We start from the raw sequence: 24,584 nt of genomic DNA, 5'->3' as shown, positions 1-24,584 counted from the left end.
GAAACGTGCTACACTTATTTTTTGTAAGAGATGATAAAAAAGTTTATAGAAAAATAAGCGGTAGGATGTGGCATCAGCTGCTAAAAGGAGGAACAAGATGAAAACATATGATTATATTGTCATTGGCGGAGGATCTGGAGGCATTGCTTCAGCGAATCGTGCCGGTATGCATGGAGCGAAAGTATTATTGATTGAAGGCAATGAACTAGGTGGCACGTGCGTCAATGTCGGATGTGTTCCAAAAAAAGTCATGTGGCAAGCAAGTACGATTTTAGAAACGATCGAACGTGATGCTTCAAGCTATGGTATCCAAGCAGACGTCAAACATGTTGACTTTAAAGAACTGGTAGAGAAGCGTGAGAAATACATTGATTTCCTTCATGGCGCTTATCAAAGAGGCTTAGATAGTAATAACGTTGAAGCAATCAAAGGATATGCTCGCTTTGTCGATAGTCAAACCGTCGAAGTAAACGGTGAAAGCTATCAAGCGAATCATATTTTGATTGCAACTGGTGGTAAGCCAAGCAAAATGACGATTCCTGGTGGAGAATATGCCATTGATTCAAACGGCTTTTTTGCATTGGCAGAATTACCAAAATCGACGATCGTATTAGGTGCTGGTTATATTGCAGCTGAACTTTCAGGTGTGTTAAATGGCTTGGGAAGTGAAGTGATGTGGGCGTATCGTAAAGAACGTCCATTACGTACGTTTGATAAAATGTTATCTGATAACTTGATTGAGATGTATCAAGAAGCAGGAATCCACACTTATGCAAACTTTACGGCTAGCGAAATAACAAAGAACGGGGATGTCTACACCGTTACCTTTGAAAATGGGGAAACACTAATGGCAGAGTGTGTGTTATTTGCTGGCGGACGTGTACCGAATACAGATGCATTAGGCATCGAAAAAACGAACGTTGAATTAGATGAAAAAGGATTTATCAAAGTGGATAAATTCCAAAATACAACCGATTCACATATTTATGCTATTGGTGATGTCATTGGTAAAATCGACTTGACGCCAGTAGCGATTGCTGCAGGTCGTCGTTTGTCTGAGCGACTGTTCAATGGCAAAGAAAATTCTTATTTAGACTATGATTTAGTTCCAACAGTCGTCTTTACTCATCCACCGATTGCGACCATCGGATTGACCGAAGAGCAAGCGTTGACGACATACGGTGAAGGACAATTGAAAATCTATCGTTCACGATTCACGCCAATGTATTTTGCTTTAAACGATTATCGACAAAAATGTGAAATGAAATTGATCTGTGTGGGTGAAGAAGAAAAAATTGTTGGGCTGCATGCCATCGGTGTAGGTGTCGATGAAATGTTACAAGGTTTTGCAGTAGCGATCAAAATGGGAGCAACCAAAGCAGATTTTGACAATACAGTAGCCATCCATCCAACAGGCGCAGAAGAATTTGTTACAATGCGTTAAGTCGTTAGTAAGTTGCGGAAATACCCATATAGAAAAAGCAGACGGAATATACGTCTGCTTTTTCTGATTTATGCAGATAAAACTATGTATAAAGAACTGTTTCAATGTTATTCCAAAATGAGGTTGTTGGTATTTTAGAAATTTTGATCATTTTAGCTTTCGTTTTAGCTTGGTTCAGTTCGATGTCTGTTAAAACTAAATCATATTGATTGACTGTGTCGTAGTTTACTTGAAAAATGTTATCAGTATATGTATGGATCCTATGAATCGTAGGGATTTTTTTGAATAACAGTTGCTTATACAGTGCAAGTGTTCTTTCTTCCTGATAAGAAACAATCAAGATAGACACCTTCTTCTTGTAAGGAAAAACGGTCGTCAGTAAAGCAGGTGATAATGAAATCAATTCTAATAGTAACTCTTCATAGAGTAATTGATTCCGTTTGATCATCATTAATCCAGCATGGTCAATGGCTTGATTATATGCTTTTAGTATCTGAGGCGAATGCGTAAATAGGATTTCAGATAAAATCTGTAGATATGTTGTTTTAAAGAATTGTCGGTTTTTATTGTAATTGATCAACTCACTCAATTTCTGAATACCTTCTTGATTCAAAGAGAAGTCTTGAGATAATGAACGATAAAAGTACTCTGAAAATTGTCGAATCCGTTGATATTCCCCCTGACTACTAGGTGCTGACTGAACACAAGGGAAATAGATTTTTTTGTCTAATAGATTTGAGACAGTTGTGGTTGTCACATTAAAACCGTATTCTTTTTCAATGATTGAACAAAACACTGTATTATTTTTTATTATTTCAAAAAAAGAAGGATCATTGATTGGATTTCCTTTATTTTCTGAGATCAAATGGCCTTGTCCGATCCGAATGATTGCTGTGTAAAGATAAAAACTATTTATAATCACTTTATATGTACTAATTGTTTGATGTGTTGCTTGCTTTTTATAGTAACGTTGTAACACATCGAATATGTGATAAAAATGGGGCAATTGCTGTGGCGTATATTGCTCACGAAACATACTACAGAAGAATTGCCTAATGTAACTTTCATCCCCAATGATTTTGAGTTTTGAGGAGATATGTATGGATAATGGCGCATTGATCTCGCTGAAATAAGTATTGATATTTGCAATGATCCGGCGAATACTTGTTTCACTTAAATATAATTTATTTGCTAATTTAGATAACGTTGGCTCTACTTCAAAAATCACCTGTAGTATTTGTACATTCGTTGATTGATTGAGTATTTGTTTGATTAAATCTTCCAAATTGATTTCTGGTGGTAATAGTAAAGAAGCCACTTGATATTTATCGGTGTTGATGCAAACTGGTGCATATGTATGGTTAAAAAACGCAATATCGGTCAATAATGTTTTTTTTGTTACCCCAAGTTGTTCTGCTAAAGTCGAACAGTCAATAGCGGCCATGCCTAAGAGTAAAGCTAGTTTGATCTGCCTTTCAGAAGTCTTTTCAAGCATATTTGTTCGTTTTATCATACTTTTCAGATCTTCTAAAAATAGAAAATCTGTTTTTTCACATCCTTTATCCATGTTATAAACATTATTTTATCATACTTTTCTAATTATTCGAATTTTTCTTTTTATTATAATCAGTGGTTATTTAAAAGTGAAATTGCCTTCTTTATTTAATAAGTATTATTTAAAAAAACAACATATAATAATCTGAATAACTAGAAGTAGTCAATTGACACACGCAAAAGTAAAATTTTCTGATACATGTTTGTTTCACTTACAAATTCTTAACTATAACATCCGAGCAATGTGAGCATTGAACATGTTTTTTATAAAACAGAAAAACTAATATTAAGAAATTATCGAAAAAGCTGTACTATACATTATAGGTTTTTTAAAAGAAAGGAGCTTGTTGACTATGGGTGTACTTGAGAAACAATTAGAGAGACAAATCTCATTGCTTTATTTGCTAAATATTGAGTCATCGAATATTAGTAATCTAGCCAAAGAATTGAGTATTACAGATAAAACGATTGTAGCAGATATCGATAGTTTCAATACAGCTTGTTTTCCCGCTCGTATTGAAACTAATCAGTACAAAGAGGTATCGCTTTCGATACCAAAGAAATTGAATTTAGATGATATATTTGTCAGGATACTTAATAATTCAACAAATGTGAAAATTTTAAAGTACATATTCATTACAGAACCTTCTCTTTCTGAGATTGCGACAAAATTATTTTTAAGTAAAACGAGTATCCGCAGGATCGTCGCCAAAATCAATACATATTTCTTGAAAGAAAAAATCAATGTCCAAATTAATTTAGAGAACAAACTAACGATCACTGGAAATGAAATCGAGATTCGACGTTTATTTGCTAGTATGTTCAAGGAAATTTATAAAGTAAAAGAATTTCCTTATTTCGATACGATTTATCAGATGCTCAGACGTTGTTTGAAGGCACAAAAAAGAACGGTTAGTACACCAAAAGTGATGTATTCGGTGTATTATATTTATTCTTCGATTATTCGAATTGGTAATAAACATCTTATTCCTGAGAAAGAATTGATCCACAATGAGCAGATCGTGGGTACCATCTTGGAGATTATCCAAAGTGATACAGTTTTTTGTACGTTAATGAGTCAAAAATATAAATTCAACGTCACACAAAAAAATGTTTCTAATATTCTCACTTCCTATTTTGGTCTAATGTTTACAGAGGTCCAACATCGTGATCAGAGATTAGAGCAGAATATTGAAAAGTTTCTTCAAAGTTTTTACAGTCTATTAGCGATTGACATGTCGATCAACACTACGGAAATCGAATATTTTTTTGATTTTATCAATTTTTATAAAGAATTAGCCATTTTTAAAGTAAGCTATGCAGATATATTCTATAAAAAAATGATGGAGAACAACCCTAAGATCTGGCAAGCCTATCAAAAATCTTTGCAAATTGCGCAATTAAATTTTGTTGAGCAAAGCGAACTATTGCATAAAGAATTATTACTCGAATTAATCATTTTTTCCAATGATTTGTTACGGATGATTGAACCCAAAATACAAGAGAAGTCGATTTTATTATTAAGTTCTCAAGAAATTGGCTTATCTCTTTTATATAAAAATTTGATTTTACATAAGCATCCATTTTTAAAAAATATTGATATCTATGAGAAGGACGTTTTTTCTATTGATTACCAATTAATCAATCAATACGATTTGATCTTGACTGATCTATCCTTAAATTTTGATCGGATCACGTCCGAAATTTTGAAAATCTCTAAAGTTCCTACTTCGATTTTTTGGAATAATTTTGAGCAGTGTCTCTATTCTTCTTAACAGAAATCGTTTTGTTGAACGTTTTTTTCATCTTTTTATCAATTTTGAAAAAATAGATAGTAGTGGTAGTCGAAATTCAGGTACGCTTAAAGCAACCGCTAGTTGGTGTTGGATAGGATAGGCATTTTATGAGAAAGTGAGCTGGAAAATTCGTTGAATAAGTTAGCAATATTTTTACTGATTGGGGTATACAGTATAGCATTCAAGGCATTATCTTTAATATTTAAAATACTTTGGTTAGTCACCAAAGCACTTGGAAAGTTCATTGGAAAAATGGTTAGAAAGGGATGGGAAAAAAGGGCACAAAAAAAGGCGCTTACACGTTCACGTGAAGTAGCTTCACAGCAAAGAGGAAATAACTTAGATCGTACGTCTATCCGTTCAAGCATATCGCAAGAGAGTCGATTGAATACGCGAGTATCACAAGCCCAACAACAAACGACTCGGCTGCGTACCTATTCTGGCCAATCTCTAACGACAGGACACTCGAGATAATACAAAGGAAAAGAGAGAGGAGTGAGTGATGGATGTCTATAGAAGATATATCTAAAGAAAAGATGCTTAGAGAAGACAAGCTTAAAGAAAATAATAAAAGTAATATCAATGAATCATTTCTATCTATATTTTCATATAAAAATGAAGCAATCATCAACAGAATCATTGGATCTCCAATTGATGAAAAAATCAGAAATGAAAGCAAAGACATAAATTTTGATACGACGCATAATGAGTTAATCCGTGATAAGAAAGAAAATATTACCAAAGAGCTTAAAATCCTTGATTACCAATTAGAAATTATTCGTCTACAACGAGACATAGCGACCATCAAGGGGATTGGAGCCATCAGCTTTTCTGAGCAACAGGCTATCGACGATGAGTATGCCGGAAAACACGCGGGGTTAAAAAAAGTTCAAACGACTCTGGAAAGTCATCAAAAAGAATTAGACAAATATGGAAGTGGTCAAAGTGTTTTAAAAATAAATACAAAAGACCAGCAAGTTGATTCAGCAATCGTTCTCGCATTGATCAAAAAAGACGAATTTAAAAAAGAATTGACCGCCCATAGAGTAGGACTAGTAGCAAAAGAAGATGAGGTCAATAAGTTAAGGGCTGAAATTGGAAAAATAAAGAAAAGTAAAAAGACAGTCCTTGAACAAAAGGTCCAATTAGCTGAAGAGAAAGTTAAAAAAATTGAGATCGTCCAAAAAGAATTAAAGGATAAGATAGAGAAAGTTGCGGTAGACACAGATCAACTAGAACCTTTGCGACGTTCCAATTCTTTTTCTGAATTTACAGTAAATAAAAATGATTCAGACGAAGTGTTAATGTCAAAATTTCAAGCAATTAGTGCAATAAAAGAAGGATATCAAAATGAAATTGCTGAAACAAAAGGCTTGATTGATTATACCGATAAGGTTGAAATAGAAATCGTTCGTTCGGTAGAAGTGAAAGCGGAGCAAGCAAAGGAAGCAGTTGTCCTAAGTAAGGCTGATCGTGAGGCGACTGTTGTTACACCTACGATTGAACGCGAGCCAACTCCAGTGATTGCGGAAGAACCAAAAAAAGATGAAGTCGATAGTGCTACTGTTGAAAAAAACCCGCCTCCGATAGAGGTCAATGTGATCGTGAACGAGGCGCCAGAAAAAACGAAGCTACAGAAACCAATAGTGGAAGAACCTAAAAAAGAATCTGTTGTAAGCGAAAATCTTGAAAGTAAAAAAGCAGAGCTTATCAAAGCGTATGTCGAAAATCTTCAAGCAAAAGTAGAGTTGATCGAAGCTAAAAACAAGAATACTGATGACTTATTAAAGCGGATCAAACAGAGCAATACGACCGAGGATGTGCAGTTTTTAAAGGAACTTAAAGCGGTTTTGGCTGATCCTGAAAAACTGCAAAAATTGACCAAAGATTTATCTACTGAAAGTGTAAAACAGATGGATAAAGATATCAAAGGCTTACAAGAAGAAACTCGTGGAATAAAAGAACAAACGAAAAAGTTGAGTGAATTAGATCATTCAAAATTAAAACAATCATTTTTCAGAAATTCCCGAAAAATCCGTGCAGCTAGATGGTTGTTGAATCTATGGCCGATTGCCATGTTACCATTAGGTATGTCATGGGTGGGTTCCATATTACCATCTACAGCTATGACTATTTTTGGGCAACAGTTTGTGAATGCTGCAGTTGGTTTTGTCACTGCCAGTTTTTTTGGTTCAAAAGCAATTATTTATGCGAAAAAGAAAATTCCGCAAGCATTCAATAAGTTAGTACAGAAGTTCCCAAGAGTATTTGGTCCAATTGCTCGTGGATTGTCGAAAGTACGCGAAAAATTGACTTTTGGAAAACAAAAACAGCCAGCGGAACAAATGAAAGATGCAACTCCAGTAAATGAGAAATTGGTAGAAGGAATAGAGAAATCTGAAGTAACAAAAGAAAGATTAGCTTCTAAGGATCTCAAAGGCAAAGTTGTAGCGATGGAAGCACCAACCAAAGAAGGTGCAAACATAGCTGAAATAGAAGAAAAACAGTCAAGAGCCAAACGTGCGTGGGAAACAGTCCGTCATGCGCCGAAGCGGATGTTTGATTATGTGATGAAAAATAAATTATCCTTATTTATCATGTTGGCTGTACCACTGGCTCTAGGGATAGGTGGAATGTTTGCCCTATCTGCGCTAGTGCCGATGCTTGCAACCTCTATGGCTGCGCCATTCTTGATGCAGTTAGGTGCCGTGGCTTTGATTGGTGTCAGTATTGGAATCGGTATCCAATTATTAGACAAGTTTGTGTTCAAACGAATTGAAAGTCGTGTAGCCAAAAGAGAGGATTTGGCATTTGAAAAAAAAGTTAACGAAAAAATTTTAGAAGGCCAAGAGTTAGGGAAGTGTCAATCTTTAGATTCAAAAGAATTTAGAGAGAAAGTATCTGCGATCGCTGGTCTTGATGAAAAAGCGAAAGCACCTGAGCAAGCCCTGACCAATGAGCAACAAAAAACGACAGAAAGATCTGAACGAACCACTGAGACGGCGAAAGAATCGAAAGTCATTGAGATGAAACCAAGAGATAGTACACAACCTCAGCTAAGTACATCGCAAACGAAGGTAGAACCAACACCCTCTGGCTCGAAAGAACCAGTCGCATTGACAAACAGAGGAAATCAGCTAATCGAACGTCGCGCAAGTTTTTCCGGTACGGGTCCAGACATCGGACGACAAGCAAGCTTTGAGTCATTAAGAAGAAACTCATTGCAATTATCAAATGAGCGAAATAACCGAGCACGTAGTCAGCAAACGCAGGTTCAAATTCAAAATAATAAGAAAACTATAACGACACAATTATAAAAAATAACTTTGACTGAAAGGAAATAAAAAATTTGAAAAATTCCCGGCAGCTTATGGTAGTGCATGTGTTAGTAATTGGTATTCTGCTTTATGTGAGTAATCGTATTGGTTATTTATTTTTAGCAGAGAATACGGGGAATTTATCATTTGCAGATAATTTACTAACGACATTCAACCGAACATTTGAAGAACTTTCTAGATTTGCTCCGCAATTTTCTTATGAACCGATATCATTAGGGATAGCAGCGGTTGTTGCTATTTCCTATGTACTTTTTATCTTATATAAGACGTTTGATGAGAAGAATACCCGCCCTAATGAAGAATATGGAAGTGCACGATGGGGAAAGTACAGCGACATCCGTGCATTTCTTGATAAGAAAAAAGATTTCAATATCTTGTTGACGAAGAGCGAAAGCTTATCATTATCAGGACGTATGAAGATTACACGAAACGATAATTTCAACCGAAATAAAAATGTCGTTGTGGTGGGAGGAGCCGGTAGTGGTAAGACGCGATTTTATGTAAAACCTAACTTGATGCAAATGCATTCCTCTTATGTCGTCAGTGATTCTAAAGGCTTATTATTAGCTGAAACAGGCAAAATGTTTGAAGAAGCGGGTTATCAAATCAAGATTTTTGACTTGATCAACCGAAGAGATACGCATCAGTACAACCCGTTTCAATATATTCAAACTGAGGATGATATCTTGAAAATCGTGAACAATCTCATCAAAAATACGACGAACCCGGATAAAAAAGGCGGAGACGATTTTTGGGAAAAAGCTGAAACAGCCCTATTGATGGCTATTTTTAGCTATTTGATTCAAGAAGTAACCGCAGAAGATCGGACGTTAGGAAACGTGATTGAATTAGTCCGTTTAGCAGATATTGAAGAAGATGTGCCTGGCTATGTCAGCCCACTAGATATTTTATTCAATGAGTTAGAACAAAAAGATCCGACAAACTTTGCGGTATCACAGTACAAGATTTTTAAACTTTCTGGTGATAAAACGACAAAAAGTATTTTAGTCAGTCTAGGCGTGCGGTTGTCACCATTTGATATTCCAAGTATCAAGGAACTCGTTTCGCAAGATACACTTGAGTTAGATACAGTTGGTGATGTCAAAACGATTCTCTATATTTTATTGCCTGATACAGATACCAGTTTCAACTTTTTAGCGAGTATGATGTATCAGCAATTGTTTGACATGTTAGTTTATAAAGCAGATAACGTTTATAAGGGACGATTACCTTGTCATGTCCGTTGTATCCTAGATGAGTTTGCCAATATTGGACAAATTCCTGATTTTGAAAAAGTGATTTCGGTTATTCGAAGCCGTGAAATCTCCACAAATGTCATTTTACAAAATATCAGTCAGTTAAAAACTTTGTATAAAGATACGTGGGAAACGATTATTGGGACCAGTGATGTCTTTTTATATTTAGGCGGAATGGAACAAAGTACGCACGAATATATCTCAAAATTGCTAGGGAAACAAACGATTGAACAAAGAAATACAAGCGTCACCAAAGGAAGCAATGGTTCTTTTAGTGAGAACTTCCAGAAATTAGGAAGGAACTTGATGGACCCCGATGAAGTAGCAAGTCTCAAGGGACAGGAATGTATCTTAAAAATTCGCGGAGTCCATCCATTTTTATCAAAGAAATATGATATTGTGAAACATAAAAACTATAAGAAGTTAGGCGATGTGACGGATTCCTATATGTATCAACGAAATCTATCTGCTTAACTAGTTCGATCAATGAATCACTCATAATAAATAGAAAGCACCTTCATTCGAATGATAGACTGAGAATGTGGTGCTTTTTATTAGCTAAAAAAGGCTGGTTCACTGAAAAGAACAGTGAAATTTGGCCATTTCATTCATCGTAGGTTGAAGCAATATAAAAATAGCCAGTAATAATAACATATAATCGGTTTATTATCGAAGGTTAATTGTAAATGATGGTTCTAGTCCTAAAAATAAGATTCATTTGATAATAGGCGATTATCCAGTTTATCTCCTAAAGTAATGGTCGTAATTATTCTAAAATTTCTAATGGAAGAAATAACTGATACAAGTAAACACAGAATTTCGCATATACTAAATTTATGAAATAAGATAAAAAATTATTATTATAAAAAAGGAGATTAGCAAAATTATGAATGCACAATTATTAGAACAAGTATTTGGATTAGTTTCACAGTTTACATTAATTGGTGGTGGACTATGGTTGATTTGGGGAACAATTATCCTAGCTGGTGCGTTAAAAGATAAAAATGGCCCTCAATTACAACAAGGGATTTGGCAGATTGTTGGTGGTGGATTGATTCTAGTCGCTGCAGGTTGGTTTGCTACTTCATTTGATATTGGTTCGTTTTTACCATAATCGTTACGCAAAAAGAAGAGTAGGAGTATAGTATATGGAATCTGCAATTATGACCATCTTTGATCAAATCATGACATTTCTTAATGGGGACGATCTAAAAAATATTTTAGGAATGGATTTACGAAGTTACATATATGATGCCTACAGTTTAGTGGAACGACTACAGCAACACGTAGTTGGGCCACTTGCTTTATCCATTCTAGCAATTTTTATTCTATTAGAGTTTCAAAAAATCTCAACGAAAGTTGAAGGTGCAGGTGGAGCTCCCATGTTAGGATTTGAGATGATTATCAAAGCATTGATCAAATTCGTCATTTGTTACATAGTTATTTTAAGAATTCAAGACATTTTAGATGGTATGGTTATCATTGCTGGCAATTTAACCACTAGGATTTTAACGGTTGGAAATGCATCAGCTGTAAGAGATACAGCTGATGCAGTGAGACAGGCGGTCTCTCAACTAAGTTGGTGGTCACAATTAGTTGTACTACTCGTGATGTGTATCCTGTTTTTAGCATCCCTTGTTGTTCGCGTATTGGTTCAAGTAACTATTTATCTTCGTTTTTTGGAGATGTATATATTTTGTGCAATGGCACCAATTCCGATGAGTGCCTTACCAAGCCAAGAGTTTTCAGTGATGAGCAAGGGGTTCTTCAAGAATTTCGCTGCCCTCGGTCTGCAGGGTACATTCATCGCGTTAGTACTGGTGATTTATCCGACGATCTTCCATCGTATTATGGAAGAAGTTGGTTCAGGTATTTTTGGAATTATTTTAGGTTTGACAGTTTACATGATTGCTTTATTACTTTCTGTAAATAAAACTAAAGGATGGGCAAAAACATTGATGTCAGCATCGTAAGGAGGAACTATGGCAGTTGAGGTAAAGATACCAAAGGATATTAAAGAATATAAAGAAAAGGTAATTGCGGGAATGAATTTAAAGCAGCTGCTTTGTTTAGCTATTGCAGCTGGAGTAAATGTCTTGATCAGTTTGATTTTCATTGCAGGATTAAAGATTCCTATGGAAATCACAAGTTGGTTGATGATTCTTTCATCCATTCCAATCGTTTCATTTGGCTGGTTTAAAAGAAATGGCTTGACATTTGATATCTATCTTAAACAATTTTTCAAATACCACGTGGCACCAGGGACACGAAAAAAGAAGCCTAAGGAAGAAATGAATAAAGAAATTGAAGATGTAGGCGGGCAAGAAACATGATGAAGTTAAAAGCGCTCAAAGCGTTAAAACCAACTAAAAAACCAAAAGATGAGGAAAAAGAATTTATTAGCAAACCTAAATCGAAGAAGAAAGAGGAGATTGATCCTTTCAGAGATACGTTTAGATTTGAAGAGATTTATGAAAGTGGTATTTGTAAAATCGATGAATTTACCTATTCATTGACGCTTGAGTTACAAGATATCAATTATCAATTATCTTCTGACGATCATCAAATTGAAATTTTCTCTCAATACTGCGACTTTTTAAATTCATTGAGTAGTAAAACAAAGTTGCAACTCACTGTTTATAAAAAGAAACGACCGCTTGCTGATTTGCAATCGGTTCTTTATTACAAGGCAAAAAATGATTTCCTCGATTCATATCGTGAGGAAATGAATCAAGTCATTTCAAGGAAATTAGATGAAGAAAAAAATGGTTTCAAAAAAACGATCTTATTTACTTTTGTGCAGAAACATCCTACGTTGGAGATCGCGCAAAAAGAATTAGAGATGGTAGCAGATCGTTTTGAAATGTTTGCTAGTCGCTTAGGCAGTCAAGCAAAAAAGGTAGAAAAAATAAAATTATTACATATGATTTCCGAAATCTTATTAACGAATGACAAGACGGTTAAAACAGAAGTCGATGAGGTACTACCTGAAGTCATGGAATTTAAAGAAAACAAAAACTACGTAAAAATCGATGATCACTATGCAAAAACATTATATTTACAAGAATACCCTTCTGAATTATCAGATACGTTTCTTTTTGAAATGTTAGAAATCCCTCGTGAAATTGTTGTATCTTTACATATTGAACCAATGGATCAAGATGAAGCCTTTGATTTAGTGAAGACAAAATTGGCTTTTATGGAACAACAAAAAGTGGATGAGCAGAAGAAGGCGTTACAAAGTGGGTATGACTTTGAGATGCTCTCTTATGAACTCTCTTACTCACTAACAGAGGCTAAAGGTTTGGTGGATGATCTCCAAAATAGGGGACAAAAATTATACGCGATAACAGGATCTGTCTATTTCCATTCACCAACGAAAGAAAAATTGGCTGAAGTCCATGATGAAATAAACTCAGTGTCTCGTCGCTTTGGATTTAAACTCATTGAATTGGAGTTCATGCAAGAAAATGGCTTAAATGCGACATTACCGTTAGGAATCAATGCGATTCCATTAGATCGAACACTTTCAACAGCCAGTACCGCCATTTTTATCCCATTCACGATTTCGGATTTGATTCAAGAAAATGGGAAGTATTATGGTGTCAATGCGATCTCAAAAAATATTCTTTCTCTCGATCGAAAATTATTAAAAGCACCAAATGGATTTGTTCTAGGAACACCAGGTTCTGGTAAAAGTTTCTCAGTCAAACGCGAAATCGTTAATGTACTGCTACGCGATGCAGATGATGAAGTCATCATTATTGATCCTGAGCGTGAATATTCTGTCATTGGACAAAATTTCAATGGTGAGATCATCAAAATCTCTAGTGATTCACCGACAACGATCAATCCAATGGATATCAATGAGAACTACGGAGATGATACTGATCCGGTCGTGTTAAAATCAGAGTTTTTGATTTCGTTATTTGATCTGATTATTGGTGGGGCATTGGGGCTAAGTTCGGCACAAAAAACGTTGATTGACCGTGTTTGTCGTCGAACGTATGAAGTGTTGAATGACCGTACACCAACATTCATTGACTTTTATAATATTTTAAAAGAACAAGAAGAAGAAGAAGCCAAGCAATTGGTAATGGATCTAGAAATCTATATCGAAGGAAGTTTGTCGGTCTTCTCTGCAGAGACGAATGTCGACATTACCAAACGTTTAGTGATTTATGATATTAAGGATCTAGGAAAACAATTGAAAACGATGGGGATGCTAATTGTTTTAGACCAAGTATGGAATCGCATCACGACTAACCGTGAACGAGGTGTTCGCACGTGGTTGTATATTGATGAAATGCAGCTTTTGTTTACGAATGAATATTCTGAGAATTACTTCTTTGAGCTGTGGAGTCGTGCACGAAAATGGGGAGCGATCCCGACTGGCATTACCCAGAACGTTGAAACCTTACTATTGTCGGATTTAGCTCGACGGATGTTATCAAATAGCGATTTTATCATGATGTTGAATCAAGCAAAATCAGACCGTACACAGTTAGTTAGACTGTTTGATATTTCAGAAGAACAAGAAAAATACGTAGTGAACTCTCCAGAAGGGTATGGTCTTATGGTGTTTGGGGATACAACGTTGCCCTTTTATGATCATTTCCCTAAAGATACACAGCTCTATAAGATGATGTCAACAAAACCTGGAGAAACTTGATAGGTATACGGATACGGGAAAGGAAACAGGAAAGTGGCTGATTCAAAAATTTTAGACAAGAACAGGGCAGGTAAGAATGCTACAACTACTAGTACAAATAATAAAAAAATGGTAGTAAGAAGTAGCAAACTATCTTTAAAAAAAGATAATTCTATCAGTACTTCTCGAAGAAAAAAACTGTTGAAGTTATTGAAGGGGAACAATCCTCGTATCAAAAGAAAATCCCAGCAAATAATTTTTCAGAGAAAACAAAGCAAAAACGATAAAAATAATGTGAATCAGGAACCTTTAGATAGCACGAATAAAAGCCAACCGGTCAACACTCAGAGCATTAGTCGACGACAAAGAATTCGAGAAAGTCGAAGAGATGAACTAAAGCAACAGCAACATGATTTAATGATGCGCCCTAATAAAGTCGATACAACCATCGCTTCTGCTCCTGTGACTAATAACGACACAGAACAAAAAAACGAAAAAACGAATACTCAAGTATTTTTGAATAGAAAAAACCGTCAGGAAAAAATTCGTAACCAACGAAAAAAAAGTAACACTTACAAAGGATATATCAGTAAAGTAAAACTAGAAAAGCAACAAGGACAACAAGAAAAAATTAGCACTAACACAACAAATTTACGTCATAAAAATCAAAAAAGAGCTTTGCATCTTTCTAAAAATGAACAGCTTGAAAAAAAGAAAAGAAACAATAAGCGAAAAGAAGGAAAAAAGAAGGTTGCAGCTAAAAGGAATATGCGGGCCAAATTAGATAATATGTTGAAAGATCAAATTTCGCCTAAAAATCCTTTTAAAAATAAAATCAAAGACTTAATTATCGATAAGGTTGGGCGAGATGAAGAGGGTAATTTGAATTTAGTTGGTATGCTTATCACCATGCTTATTATTCTAAAGTTACCTATCTTATTGAAATTGATCGTAATCATCTTGATTGTTGCAGTGGTCATTGCGATCATTTCGATCTTCGTTTCTTTTTGGACAACGATTTTAAGTTTATTTGTCGTAAAAACAGAGTCGATGATGATTACCGAAGCATACAACTATGTCACGTGGTTAGATACTTATAAAAACAAAGAGGTATATGATACGTACAATCGACTAGTTGATGATCCGGAGCATGATGAGGTCTATTTTGAAGTAAACGGGATAGAATCTGATCCAGAGCAATTTATGTATGTATCCAATGGAGATAACTATATCTACTACTTAAATGCAAAGTTTGAAGATTATGATATCGATAATACTGCCATTGTTACCTATCGAAAAAGAGTGGCTGAAAAAACAGGTGTCTGGATTCCATGGTCATCGAGGGATAACACATATGCTGTTTTTCATGACGCACCACACCCATTATCACCTGAACCTATCAAAGTATTCACTGTAAAAGATGAAATCCATGCATTACATGACATGGTCTACAACTACACGACCGTCATTGAAAAAGACAAAGAAGTTGAAACTGTTGTGATAACGGTGGATAAAGAAACAGGTGAAGAGCATACAGAAGTAAAACGTGAGAAAAAAAATGTTGCTACCGTCAAAATCAATGTCCAAACAATTGGTGAAATGTTTGACTCGGATCCTGAAGTAGGAGTCTATGTGGCTAGGCGTTATTCAAGGGATGATGATTACTATGGACGAGTCATTGCTTTTGATGAAGATGAAGTAGATAAATATTACCCAATCATGGAGAAAGATCGCTTTGAAGATAAAATTTTCATGGCTAATCCATTTGGTAAGATGAACTACGCAAACGTGGTGGATAATTTTGGCTATCGTCGACGTAATCCCAATACCCAACATTACGAAATCGCTTTGGAAGCAGAACCTGGAACACCTGTTTATGCCACCACCTTTGAAACAGTGGAAAGTATCAACTATAGTTATCAGGCTGGTCATACAGATGGTTCAGCGCCTGTAACGACAGCAATAGAAACGGATACAGGTCTATATTATGCGTATTATGTCAATATTGATCCAGTAGTGAGGCCAGGCAGAACCTTAGAAGCAGGTGATTTGATTGGCTATACAAGAAATCAGTTTGATGGGAATTTATTAGTTGCAATGAAAGAATATCGCTTCTGGCATAAAGATCCTGATGTTTATCCAGCGATCTACATCAATAATTTAGTCTTTAGTACGGATACCAACTTAGCCTATATGCGTAATGGTGGCGGGTTACATGGGAATCTGATCAATCCCCCATTAGCAGTTACTAAATGGCAAAACAGAGTTGCGGAACAAACGAGCAAACATGGCATTGAAGCATTTACTAATGCCATTTTATCCATGATATGGGTAGAATCTGGTGGAAATGAAGCCATTCAGCCAGATATCATGAATGCGCAACTGGCACTATCATCTCCAGACCGAATCACTACGCCAGAGGAATCGATTGAAAAAGGCGTCGAATATTTTGCTTATCTGCTCAAAAAAGCACAAAGCAATAATCTGAATGGTCTGGCAGCGGTTCAAGCCTATAATTATGGCGAAGCGTATCTTGATGATCTGATCAAACGAAATGCGCCTTATTCCTTTGAAGATGCGCGCTTGTATGCGCAAATGAAAAGTAATAATCAAACCATTCCGTTCAATCATATCGTCGCGCAAGGATTGGGCTATAACTGGCGATACATCTTTGGCAATATGTTTTATACCGCCATGGTCACAAGAAATATCATGGCAGATACAGGCAGATTAGCTGAGCTTGCTAGAAGAGAACTTGGTAACCCGAATGGTGAGAAGTATTGGCGATGGGCTGGATTCAACAATCGAATGGAGTGGTCAGCTGTATTTGTTTCGTGGATAGCGAATGAAGCGGGATACTTGGAACAAGGACGAGTATTGAATACAGCAAATGTTCTTGATATGAAAGAATGGTTTGAGGCGAATGATAAGTTCAAAACATATGATGAAAATTATGTTCCTCAATCTGGTGATCTTGTATTTTTTGACTGGACTGGTGGAAGAACAGGAAAAGATCATGTAGGAATCGTTGAATATTCTGGCGGAAATATTATTCAGGTCATCGAAGGTAACTCTGACAATCTAGTAAGAAGAAGAACTTACGCCATTGGAAGTAATGTTATTTCAGGATATGGCCTGCCATAAGAAGATAACACTGAAAATAATTGACAGATGGTTTAGAGGATATCTTGAAAGGAGGAAGTATGTTAAAAAATTTTTTAGAAACAGAGTCAGGTAAAAAAATAATTATCGGACTTGGATTGTTTGTTGCTGTGGTTGCTGGACTCGTAGGGTATTCATTAATGAATACTGCACAAGAAAATACAGGTAAATCAACAGACTCAACGACAGAAGAACAAGCAACAACAGAGTCAAGAGATCGTTTTAACGCAACGATCTACAGTGGCACCTGGTATTCTAATCTACCAGATGATACAGAAATCGTATTAGCAACTGATGGAACCTATAAAGTCTCCAGTGATTGGTTTGAGTCAGGGACCTATTATTTAAATACAAGTGGTCAGGTAGTTTTAGAAAACGATAAGAAGCAAACCAAAGAATTTGCCTTACAAACTAAGATGGGAAACACGATCTTATATCGAGAAGATGATGGGGAAGATGTGTATCTTTATCCTACAGAAGAAGTAAAAGCCCAGTTAGAAGCAGAAATTTCTGAGCAGGTTGAAGCCGCACAACGAGCGGTTTCACAAATGTGGATGGATATCTTGATGCAAGGAACATGGGAAAATACGAACAATAGTCGTTCCTTTACATTAGAGTTTGGAGAAGACAAATTTACTCAGAAAAAAATTGAAGAAGGAAGATCAGATGAAGAAGTAACATTTGAGTATCGAATTGTTTCATTTGATACCGATCATGAAGGTGCCAACTTTGTCGTCAATCGAACAGACAGTGGGAATCTACAAAAAACAATCACTTTTAGAATCACTGAAGAAGCGAATCAATACAGGCTGCTTGGAAATGAAGGAAGCTTCCAATGGAACACTCTATTTGAAAAGCCGTATGAATCTGTACAAATGACACAAGATGGGACGAGTCGTTCAGACACCTCAAGAACACAAGAAACCACAGATGAAGAGGGCAATACAGTTATTATAACAGAAAGAGATGTGACCTAAATGAATAACGTAGATAAAGATCCAGAAATCGATAAGCTCGAAAATATTTTTAAAAGAATCTTTCAAAGAGGACCAATTTGGCTCTATAGATTCATAAAAAAAGTTGTTCAATTAGGAATGAAAGTATATCGAAAAGTTCAGGTATTTCGACAAAAACGTAAAGAAGCACGAGAAAATCCAAAAAGTAAAGATCTAAAAGAAAAAGGGATTCTAGCCAGAGCTTGGCATTTCTTGAGACAAAAATACAGAACGTATCAGCAAAATCGTGCAGATAGAAGAGAAAAGTTAATAGATAAAGAGTCAAAAGATATGGGAACTTTATCTAAAGCCTGGAACTCTATTAAGCGGAAACTTGTTATCAGTAGAGACCATCTGACCAGAGAACAGGGGACTGCCTCAATGTCCCATGGACGAAGTTCAGCTGAAAAGCCCTTACTATCTAGAAGTAATTCAGCTGAAAAAGGCGGCACTCCAGATGGAAAGCCAAGACTATCCGCAATGACGAATAGAGCGAATAGACAAGCAAAACTACACAATGATGCATTAAGAACTCAGGGATTGACAAGAAATCCACTAGCAAAAGGTACACCATTACCAACGAGATAGTCTGTAGATCTAGAGAAAGAGGTCGGGAAAGAAGTGTTCAGTCTCGAGAAATAAGGCACCATCCACGAAAATTGTTTTTCAAATTTTTGTGGATGGCGCCTTATTTCCGATGAGGTTACTTCTGTTCTCGCCGTTTATTCGGTTTTAGGTGGTACAAGAGGACTAATGTCCCAGACACTTTTATGTCTATAGTTGATTGAGAAGAATCGTTGCGAATAAACCAAGTGCATAACTACTGTTGAACAAAATCATATTTTTGATTGAATAGCTAAAACTGATAGGCTGCGGCAGACTCTCTTTGAATAGCTGAAGATTAAGATATATTTTTGGTAAAGTCAAGAAAGCCAGAAGGATCGGCCATTGAAAAATACCACTGATCAGACCTATTAAAAGAATCAGATAGCACGCATACATCAAAAGTTGAAAAAGCATGATACCGATGGGACGACCAATGTAGAAAACTAACGTGTACCGATGATTTTCAATATCTCGCTCCAAATCGCGTAAATTATTCGCTAACATAATATTGGCTATCGTAAAAACAAGTGGGAGTGCTGCCAGAAAGATGGCGGCTACAGCCCAGATATTGCCAGATAAATTGAAGGTGCCAGTTGCTAAAGACAGGGTTAAATCAAATAGATCGCTGCGATGAGTGTTGATATAGATGACCATCGTAAAGATCCCTAAACCCATGGTAAAACCGCTGAAAATCTCTCCTAATGGCATACGTGATAAAGGGATAGGACCAAAAGTATAAAAAATCCCAATAAAACAACAAATCATCCCCATCAGCAACAATAACCAACCAGTCCGCAATGTCAGTAATATACCGATGACTAAGACAAAAGCAATCATCCCTAAAATCATGTTTCGTACGAGTTTTGGTGAAATACCAGTCCGTCCAATGACGTTCTCTTCGTATTTATAAATTTCCGAATGTGCTTTTTCATAATCCATATAGTTATTGATTGCGGTAGTTGCTAAGTCAAAGACAAGCATACCAATAAAAAACAGTAAAGTGTTCAGCCACTGTATTTCGTGAAAAAAAGCGATAGAGAATAAAACCCCTATCGCAAAAGGAAATACACTAGCGACCTTCGTACGTAGTTCAACTACTTCTAAAAAGATTTTTAGTGTCATATCAGTTACTCCTTAGTTTAATTCAGAACGATCGCCCATAGTATATTTTGAATCTTCAGCGAGTTTGAAAGTGTCTTTGATTGGATCTGTCACATAGACCTTATCATCTTTTGTCACAAAAATCGCCTCAGTTCCATCATTCAGTTTATCCTCGATGTACGCCAAGCCATCTTTGACACCCATGGCGAAGACCGCAGTAGATAGTCCGTCTCCATCAATGGATTGATCGGTGATGATCGTGACACCAGCGATGTCGTTGTCAAAAGGATAGCCGGTTTTAGGGTCGAACAAGTGATGATATTTCACGCCATCAACTTCCAAGTAGCGCTCATAGATTCCAGATGTGACCAATGTTTTATTTCGTTCTTTGATCGAGCCGAGGATCGTTCCACGGGCAAGATTCGGATCTTGGATACCGACTGTCCAATCTTGATCTTCTCCTCTAGGACTGTGTCCAAGAACATAGACATTCCCACCTAGATCGACGATCGCCGTCGTTACATCATGGTCTTTCAAGACTTTGACGACTTCATCAGTGATGAATCCTTTCGCAATGGCACCTAGGTCAAGGATCATGCCTTTTTCTTGCAAGTAAACAGTCTTTTCTTCATCATTGAATTGGACTTTATGATAATCCACTAACTTCAATGCTTCATCGATTTCTGCTTGTGATGGTTTACGTGCATCGTCAAAGCCGATACGCCATAATTGTGTGATTGGACCGATTGCCATATCAAAGCCTCCATGAGAGTCCTCGCTGTACTCATACGCACGTTTTAATAAACGGTATACATCGTCAGATACTTTGACTGGTTTGATTCCTGCTTGTTGATTGATTTCATCAACTTCGGAGCCGCTTTGATTGATCGTGATTTTATCGCCTAACTCTTTGACTCGGTCAAAAGCAGGTTTTAATACGTCTTCTTTCCCTTCATCGTAGATACGGATACGAACGTAAGTACCAAGCAAAAATTGTTCGTCTGTGTAAGGGTCAGAAAGCAGTGAAGTGTTGTTCTCTTGTTTTCCTTCAGTTGTTTGATCTGTGCTGCAACCCGCAATGGTCAGTAGGCACAAGAGCAAGACAAAAGGAAGTAATCGTTTCTTCAACATCTATTCCTCATTTCTTTTTATCTATTTCATGTTCCGCATAAAGAGAAATCTCTAAGCGAAATCAAAAGTAAGTTCATGCTTTGTATTTTAATATAATCTGGCAGGAATGAACATCTTTTTTTCGGGGGATATGGCGTTTGCAGGGATAGCACAGAAAAAGAGATGTGACAGTTGCCACATCTCCAAAAGGATTATCGTAAAGGCAGATGAGCCTTCTGTTAGACAAAGTTTATTTTGTCACAATATTATCGACTTCAATTGTTTGTGTATCGCCTTTTTCAGCAGCATTGACTAATTGTTGTGCATACATGATGAATGAATGTGCACTGTGAGTTGCGCCAGTTACTACTTCTACATCTGCTGGAGAACCATCTTCTTCGCCCATTGCTGAAACAAGTTCATCGTTTAATTCTGGGATGTAAGTTTGAGGGTCAGTACCAGATTTTTCTTTCATCTTTTCGTTGTACTCTGTATCATCTTGTTTTGATTTGCCATCTGCATCGATGTAATCAAAGTTTGATTCAGTGACTTTGCCATCTGCAACTGTCAATTCAAATTGCACACGATAGCCATTTGAATAGTTTTTCTCTTCTAACTTGTATGTGCCGTCTTTAAGTTCTGCACCATTATCGATTTCGATCGTTTCAGTGTTACCCGCTTGAGCCGCTTGGATCAATTGTTGTGCGTAGTTTTGGAAACTTTCTGATGAATGTGTCGCACCAGTCACAACTTCTACACCACTTGCGCTTTGTGCGCTTAGCAACTGTTCATTTAATTCAGGAATGAATGTTTCTGGATTTGTACCAGCTTTTGCTTTCATGTTTTCGTTGTATTCAGCATCATCCATTTTAGATTTGCCATCTTCGTTCACATTGTCATAATTAGACTCAGTGATCTTGCCGTCTTTCACGACCATTTCAAAAACTGAACGGTAACCATTAGAGTAGTTTTTTTCTTCTAACTTGTATGTACCGTCTTGTAATTCTCCACCAGCAACGATTTCTTTAGTTGATTCTGTTGTAGTAGTTTCTGTTGTAGAAGATTGTGCAGTAGAAGTAGAAGAAGATGTACTACTTGAACTATCATTGTTATCTGATCCACAAGCTCCTAGCATCAATGTTGAGAATGCTAATACAGCAAACCCCGTAACAAACCGATTTTTCTTCATTTTTTAACCCCGCCATTTCATTTTTTGTCCACAAATTCCTTGTGATTCATTATACATTCTAATGGATATCATCAATAAGTCAACCGTTTTACAAAAATAACGACAGTGATTTAATTGAGCGTTTTCTTTCTGGAAATTTCGTGAAAAACAGGCGTTTTTATTGTAATAAAAAAAACATAAAAAGGTGTTAGACAAATATACAAAACATCTATATAATGTATAAAGATTGTGTAATCATTATCAAATTGAAAAAACGATCAACTATTAATAATTTATATAGATGAAAAATAAGGAGCGGATATTCAATGACAAAGCAAAATATTGTCGTTGTGGGTGCTGGTTATGCGGGTGTTTCAGCTACAAAACACTTAGCGAAGAAACTGAAAAAAGAAGACGTAACAATCACATTGATTGATCGTCATTCGTACCACACGATGATGACAGAACTTCACGAAGTTGCAGGCGGACGTGTGGAACCAGAGGCGATCCAGTACGATTTACAACGATTATTTGCAAGACAAAAAAATGTAGATCTAGTGACTGATACAGTAATTGGCATCGACAAAGAGAAAAAAATCGTCAAAACCAAATTAGGCGCTTATCCATTCGATCAATTGATTTTAGGTATGGGTGGTGAACCAAATGATTTTGGTACACCAGGTGTTAAAGAAAATGGCTTTACTCTTTGGTCATTTGAAGATTCCGTTAAGATCCGTAAGCACATTGAGAAAACGGTCGAAAAAGCAGCATTAGAACCAGACGAAAAATTGCGTAAGGCAATGTTAACGTTTGTTGTATGTGGTTCTGGGTTTACGGGAATCGAAATGATCGGTGAGTTAGTGGATTGGAAAGATCGTTTAGCCAAAGACTACAAACTAGATGCAAATGAGATTACACTAATGGTTGTTGAAGCAATGCCAACGATTTTGAATATGTTGGATCGTAATGATGCAGCCAAAGCAGAACGTTATTTAAATAAAAAGAATGTTGAGCTATTGTTGAATGCGCCAATCGTTGAAGTCGCTCCTGACCATATCAAATTAAAAGACGGTCGTGAAGTGCCTACGCATACCTTGATTTGGACAGCAGGTGTTAAAGGAACAACCGATGCGGCTGATTTCGGATTAGAGACTGCACGTGGCCAACGTTTAGTAGCAAACGAATATATGCAAGCAAAAGGCTATGAAGAACAAAATATCTACATCATTGGTGATTTAGTGTATTACGAAGAATTCCCTAATACACCAACACCACAAATCGTTCAAGCCGCAGAACAAACTGGTCATACAGCTGCAGCGAATATCGTGGCTTCGATCAAAGGTGGCGAGAAACATAAATTTAAAGGGAACTACCAAGGATTTATGGTTTCTGTCGGCGCCAAATGGGGTGTAGCGAACTTATTTGACAAGATCCATTTAAGTGGCTTTTTAGCAATTATCATGAAGCATATCGTCAACTTGAAATATTTCTTTGATATCCGTTCAGGTTATTATATGTTCCAATATATGATGCACGAATTCTTCCATATCAAAGATGATCGCAATGTGACTCGTGGACATTCTTCTCGTTACGGCAATGTTTTATGGAGCGTCCCATTACGAATCTTCTACGGTCTCGTTTGGTTAGTTGAAGCTTCTAAGAAAATGATTGGTAACGGTGAAGTATTAAAACCAAGTACTTGGTTTGGTGAAGGTTCATGGTTTACTGGTAACAGTGTGTTCCCTTGGACTTGGGAATACAATGTAGCAGATGTAGCAAGTGGTGCTTCAGCAGCAGGTGATGCAACAACAGCTGCGAGCGGTGCAGGTGCAACAACTGGAGAAGCAGCAACACAAGCGGCACATTTTGGCTTGAGCTACGCATATGGTGAAGAACCAATGGCAGTGATCGATAAATCACCAGACTGGTTCAACAGCATCATGCAAGTCATCATGCCAAATAACGATGTAGCGATGTTCTTCCAAAAATTCATGGTCTTCTTTGAAATCGCGTTAGCGTTAGCATTGATTGCCGGTTTATTCACTTGGTTATGTAGTGCAACAACGATTGTTTTAGTTATCACATTCTGTATTTCTGGTATGTTCTACTGGGTAAACATCTGGTTCATCTTTGTGGCGTTTGCCTTGATGAATGGTTCAGGTCGTGCGATCGGTTTGGATCGTTGGGTGATTCCTTGGTTACAGAAAACACTCGGTAATTGGTGGTACGGGAAACCAAAGGCACGTTACGGCGAATAGAGAAAGTTAACAATTCAAATAATCCAAATGATTTTAGCAACTAAAATCATGATATGAGAAGAAATAAGGAGGAGCTTGGGGTGTGCAAACATTCCAAGCTCATCTTTTTCTTAAATAGGTTCGTATAAAGATGATGAATCGCTCA

The 24,584-nt window shown here is 36.6% G+C and carries 17 protein-coding genes; 13 read left to right on the top strand and 4 right to left on the bottom strand.

What is annotated here, in order from left to right; genetic code table 11:
* The first annotated feature begins 97 nt into the window (after positions 1–97).
* Positions 98–1,444, top strand: a complete 1,347-nt coding sequence (gene gor / locus HZ311_RS07320) for a glutathione-disulfide reductase (protein ID WP_010733905.1) — start codon at positions 98–100, stop codon at positions 1,442–1,444.
* An 82-nt stretch (positions 1,445–1,526) separates the two neighbouring features.
* On the opposite strand, the gene HZ311_RS07315 is transcribed toward gor, so the two are convergent.
* Positions 1,527–2,957 carry a helix-turn-helix domain-containing protein gene (locus HZ311_RS07315; RefSeq protein ID WP_041684537.1) on the bottom strand — a complete coding sequence of 477 codons (1,431 nt, stop codon included), beginning with the start codon at positions 2,955–2,957 and terminating at the stop codon, positions 1,527–1,529.
* A 394-nt stretch (positions 2,958–3,351) separates the two neighbouring features.
* Here HZ311_RS07315 and HZ311_RS07310 point away from each other — a divergent pair, with 394 nt between their 5' ends.
* The 11 genes from HZ311_RS07310 to HZ311_RS07260 all read left to right on the top strand — a co-directional run bounded on the left by HZ311_RS07310 (position 3,352) and on the right by HZ311_RS07260 (position 18,784).
* Entirely contained in the window at positions 3,352–4,773 is a 1,422-nt protein-coding gene (locus HZ311_RS07310) for a helix-turn-helix domain-containing protein (RefSeq protein WP_023520580.1), read from the top strand.
* 153 nt (positions 4,774–4,926) lie between these two features.
* A complete protein-coding gene (locus tag HZ311_RS07305) occupies positions 4,927–5,268 on the top strand; it encodes a hypothetical protein (protein WP_023520579.1) in 342 nt (113 codons plus the stop codon).
* A 32-nt stretch (positions 5,269–5,300) separates the two neighbouring features.
* A complete protein-coding gene (locus tag HZ311_RS07300) occupies positions 5,301–8,111 on the top strand; it encodes a GumC domain-containing protein (RefSeq protein ID WP_137073066.1) in 2,811 nt (936 codons plus the stop codon).
* A gap of 53 nt (positions 8,112–8,164) precedes the next feature.
* Positions 8,165–9,862, top strand: a complete 1,698-nt coding sequence (locus HZ311_RS07295; RefSeq protein WP_137073100.1) for a VirD4-like conjugal transfer protein, CD1115 family — start codon at positions 8,165–8,167, stop codon at positions 9,860–9,862.
* A gap of 412 nt (positions 9,863–10,274) precedes the next feature.
* Positions 10,275–10,502, top strand: a complete 228-nt coding sequence (locus tag HZ311_RS07290; protein WP_023520576.1) for a hypothetical protein — start codon at positions 10,275–10,277, stop codon at positions 10,500–10,502.
* 34 nt (positions 10,503–10,536) lie between these two features.
* Complete coding sequence (locus HZ311_RS07285) at positions 10,537–11,361, top strand: hypothetical protein (RefSeq protein WP_023520575.1); 825 nt, start codon at positions 10,537–10,539, stop codon at positions 11,359–11,361.
* A gap of 9 nt (positions 11,362–11,370) precedes the next feature.
* A complete protein-coding gene (locus HZ311_RS07280; protein WP_023520574.1) occupies positions 11,371–11,721 on the top strand; it encodes a PrgI family protein in 351 nt (116 codons plus the stop codon).
* Complete coding sequence (locus tag HZ311_RS07275) at positions 11,718–14,060, top strand: VirB4-like conjugal transfer ATPase, CD1110 family (protein ID WP_023520573.1); 2,343 nt, start codon at positions 11,718–11,720, stop codon at positions 14,058–14,060. The genes HZ311_RS07280 and HZ311_RS07275 overlap by 4 nt, the downstream gene beginning before the upstream one ends.
* 33 nt (positions 14,061–14,093) lie before the next feature.
* Entirely contained in the window at positions 14,094–17,183 is a 3,090-nt protein-coding gene (locus HZ311_RS07270; protein WP_137073065.1) for a lysozyme family protein, read from the top strand.
* Between the two features lie 59 nt (positions 17,184–17,242).
* Positions 17,243–18,178, top strand: a complete 936-nt coding sequence (locus tag HZ311_RS07265) for a hypothetical protein (RefSeq protein ID WP_010733911.1) — start codon at positions 17,243–17,245, stop codon at positions 18,176–18,178.
* Complete coding sequence (locus HZ311_RS07260) at positions 18,179–18,784, top strand: hypothetical protein (protein WP_023520571.1); 606 nt, start codon at positions 18,179–18,181, stop codon at positions 18,782–18,784. It abuts the gene before it with no gap.
* Positions 18,785–18,970: 186 nt separating this feature from the next.
* Here HZ311_RS07260 and menA read toward each other — a convergent pair whose 3' ends face one another.
* The 3 genes from menA to pplA form a co-directional block, all read right to left on the bottom strand.
* Positions 18,971–19,924, bottom strand: coding sequence for a 1,4-dihydroxy-2-naphthoate polyprenyltransferase (gene menA / locus HZ311_RS07255; RefSeq protein WP_010733913.1), 954 nt, complete (start codon positions 19,922–19,924; stop codon positions 18,971–18,973).
* 12 nt (positions 19,925–19,936) lie between these two features.
* A complete protein-coding gene (locus HZ311_RS07250; RefSeq protein ID WP_010733914.1) occupies positions 19,937–21,034 on the bottom strand; it encodes an FAD:protein FMN transferase in 1,098 nt (365 codons plus the stop codon).
* A 229-nt stretch (positions 21,035–21,263) separates the two neighbouring features.
* The gene (gene pplA / locus HZ311_RS07245; protein WP_023520570.1) at positions 21,264–22,202 is read right to left on the bottom strand and encodes an extracellular electron transfer flavoprotein PplA; all 939 of its coding nucleotides are present in this window, start codon (positions 22,200–22,202) and stop codon (positions 21,264–21,266) included.
* Positions 22,203–22,507: 305 nt separating this feature from the next.
* Between pplA and HZ311_RS07240 the strand changes: the two genes are divergently transcribed.
* Positions 22,508–24,439: an NAD(P)/FAD-dependent oxidoreductase gene (locus HZ311_RS07240; RefSeq protein ID WP_019722800.1), complete on the top strand. Its 1,932-nt coding sequence runs from the start codon at positions 22,508–22,510 to the stop codon at positions 24,437–24,439.
* Positions 24,440–24,584: the final 145 nt, after the last annotated feature.

Origin of the sequence: Enterococcus mundtii (assembly GCF_013394305.1) — a bacterium.
GTDB lineage: Bacteria > Bacillota > Bacilli > Lactobacillales > Enterococcaceae > Enterococcus_B > Enterococcus_B pernyi.
Note: the sequence above shows the minus strand (reverse complement) of the source record. Positions and strands in the feature narration are given on the sequence as shown.

Coding starts and splice junctions, on each gene's coding strand:
- HZ311_RS07280 (WP_023520574.1), top strand. CDS start 11,371: ATGGCAGTTGAGGTAAAGATACCAAAGGATATTAAAGAATATAAAGAA.
- HZ311_RS07300 (WP_137073066.1), top strand. CDS start 5,301: ATGTCTATAGAAGATATATCTAAAGAAAAGATGCTTAGAGAAGACAAG.
- HZ311_RS07295 (WP_137073100.1), top strand. CDS start 8,165: ATGGTAGTGCATGTGTTAGTAATTGGTATTCTGCTTTATGTGAGTAAT.
- HZ311_RS07265 (WP_010733911.1), top strand. CDS start 17,243: ATGTTAAAAAATTTTTTAGAAACAGAGTCAGGTAAAAAAATAATTATC.
- HZ311_RS07260 (WP_023520571.1), top strand. CDS start 18,179: ATGAATAACGTAGATAAAGATCCAGAAATCGATAAGCTCGAAAATATT.
- HZ311_RS07275 (WP_023520573.1), top strand. CDS start 11,718: ATGATGAAGTTAAAAGCGCTCAAAGCGTTAAAACCAACTAAAAAACCA.
- pplA (WP_023520570.1), bottom strand. CDS start 22,202: ATGAAGAAAAATCGGTTTGTTACGGGGTTTGCTGTATTAGCATTCTCA.
- gor (WP_010733905.1), top strand. CDS start 98: ATGAAAACATATGATTATATTGTCATTGGCGGAGGATCTGGAGGCATT.
- HZ311_RS07310 (WP_023520580.1), top strand. CDS start 3,352: ATGGGTGTACTTGAGAAACAATTAGAGAGACAAATCTCATTGCTTTAT.
- menA (WP_010733913.1), bottom strand. CDS start 19,924: ATGACACTAAAAATCTTTTTAGAAGTAGTTGAACTACGTACGAAGGTC.
- HZ311_RS07285 (WP_023520575.1), top strand. CDS start 10,537: ATGGAATCTGCAATTATGACCATCTTTGATCAAATCATGACATTTCTT.
- HZ311_RS07315 (WP_041684537.1), bottom strand. CDS start 2,957: ATGATAAAACGAACAAATATGCTTGAAAAGACTTCTGAAAGGCAGATC.
- HZ311_RS07240 (WP_019722800.1), top strand. CDS start 22,508: ATGACAAAGCAAAATATTGTCGTTGTGGGTGCTGGTTATGCGGGTGTT.
- HZ311_RS07290 (WP_023520576.1), top strand. CDS start 10,275: ATGAATGCACAATTATTAGAACAAGTATTTGGATTAGTTTCACAGTTT.
- HZ311_RS07250 (WP_010733914.1), bottom strand. CDS start 21,034: ATGTTGAAGAAACGATTACTTCCTTTTGTCTTGCTCTTGTGCCTACTG.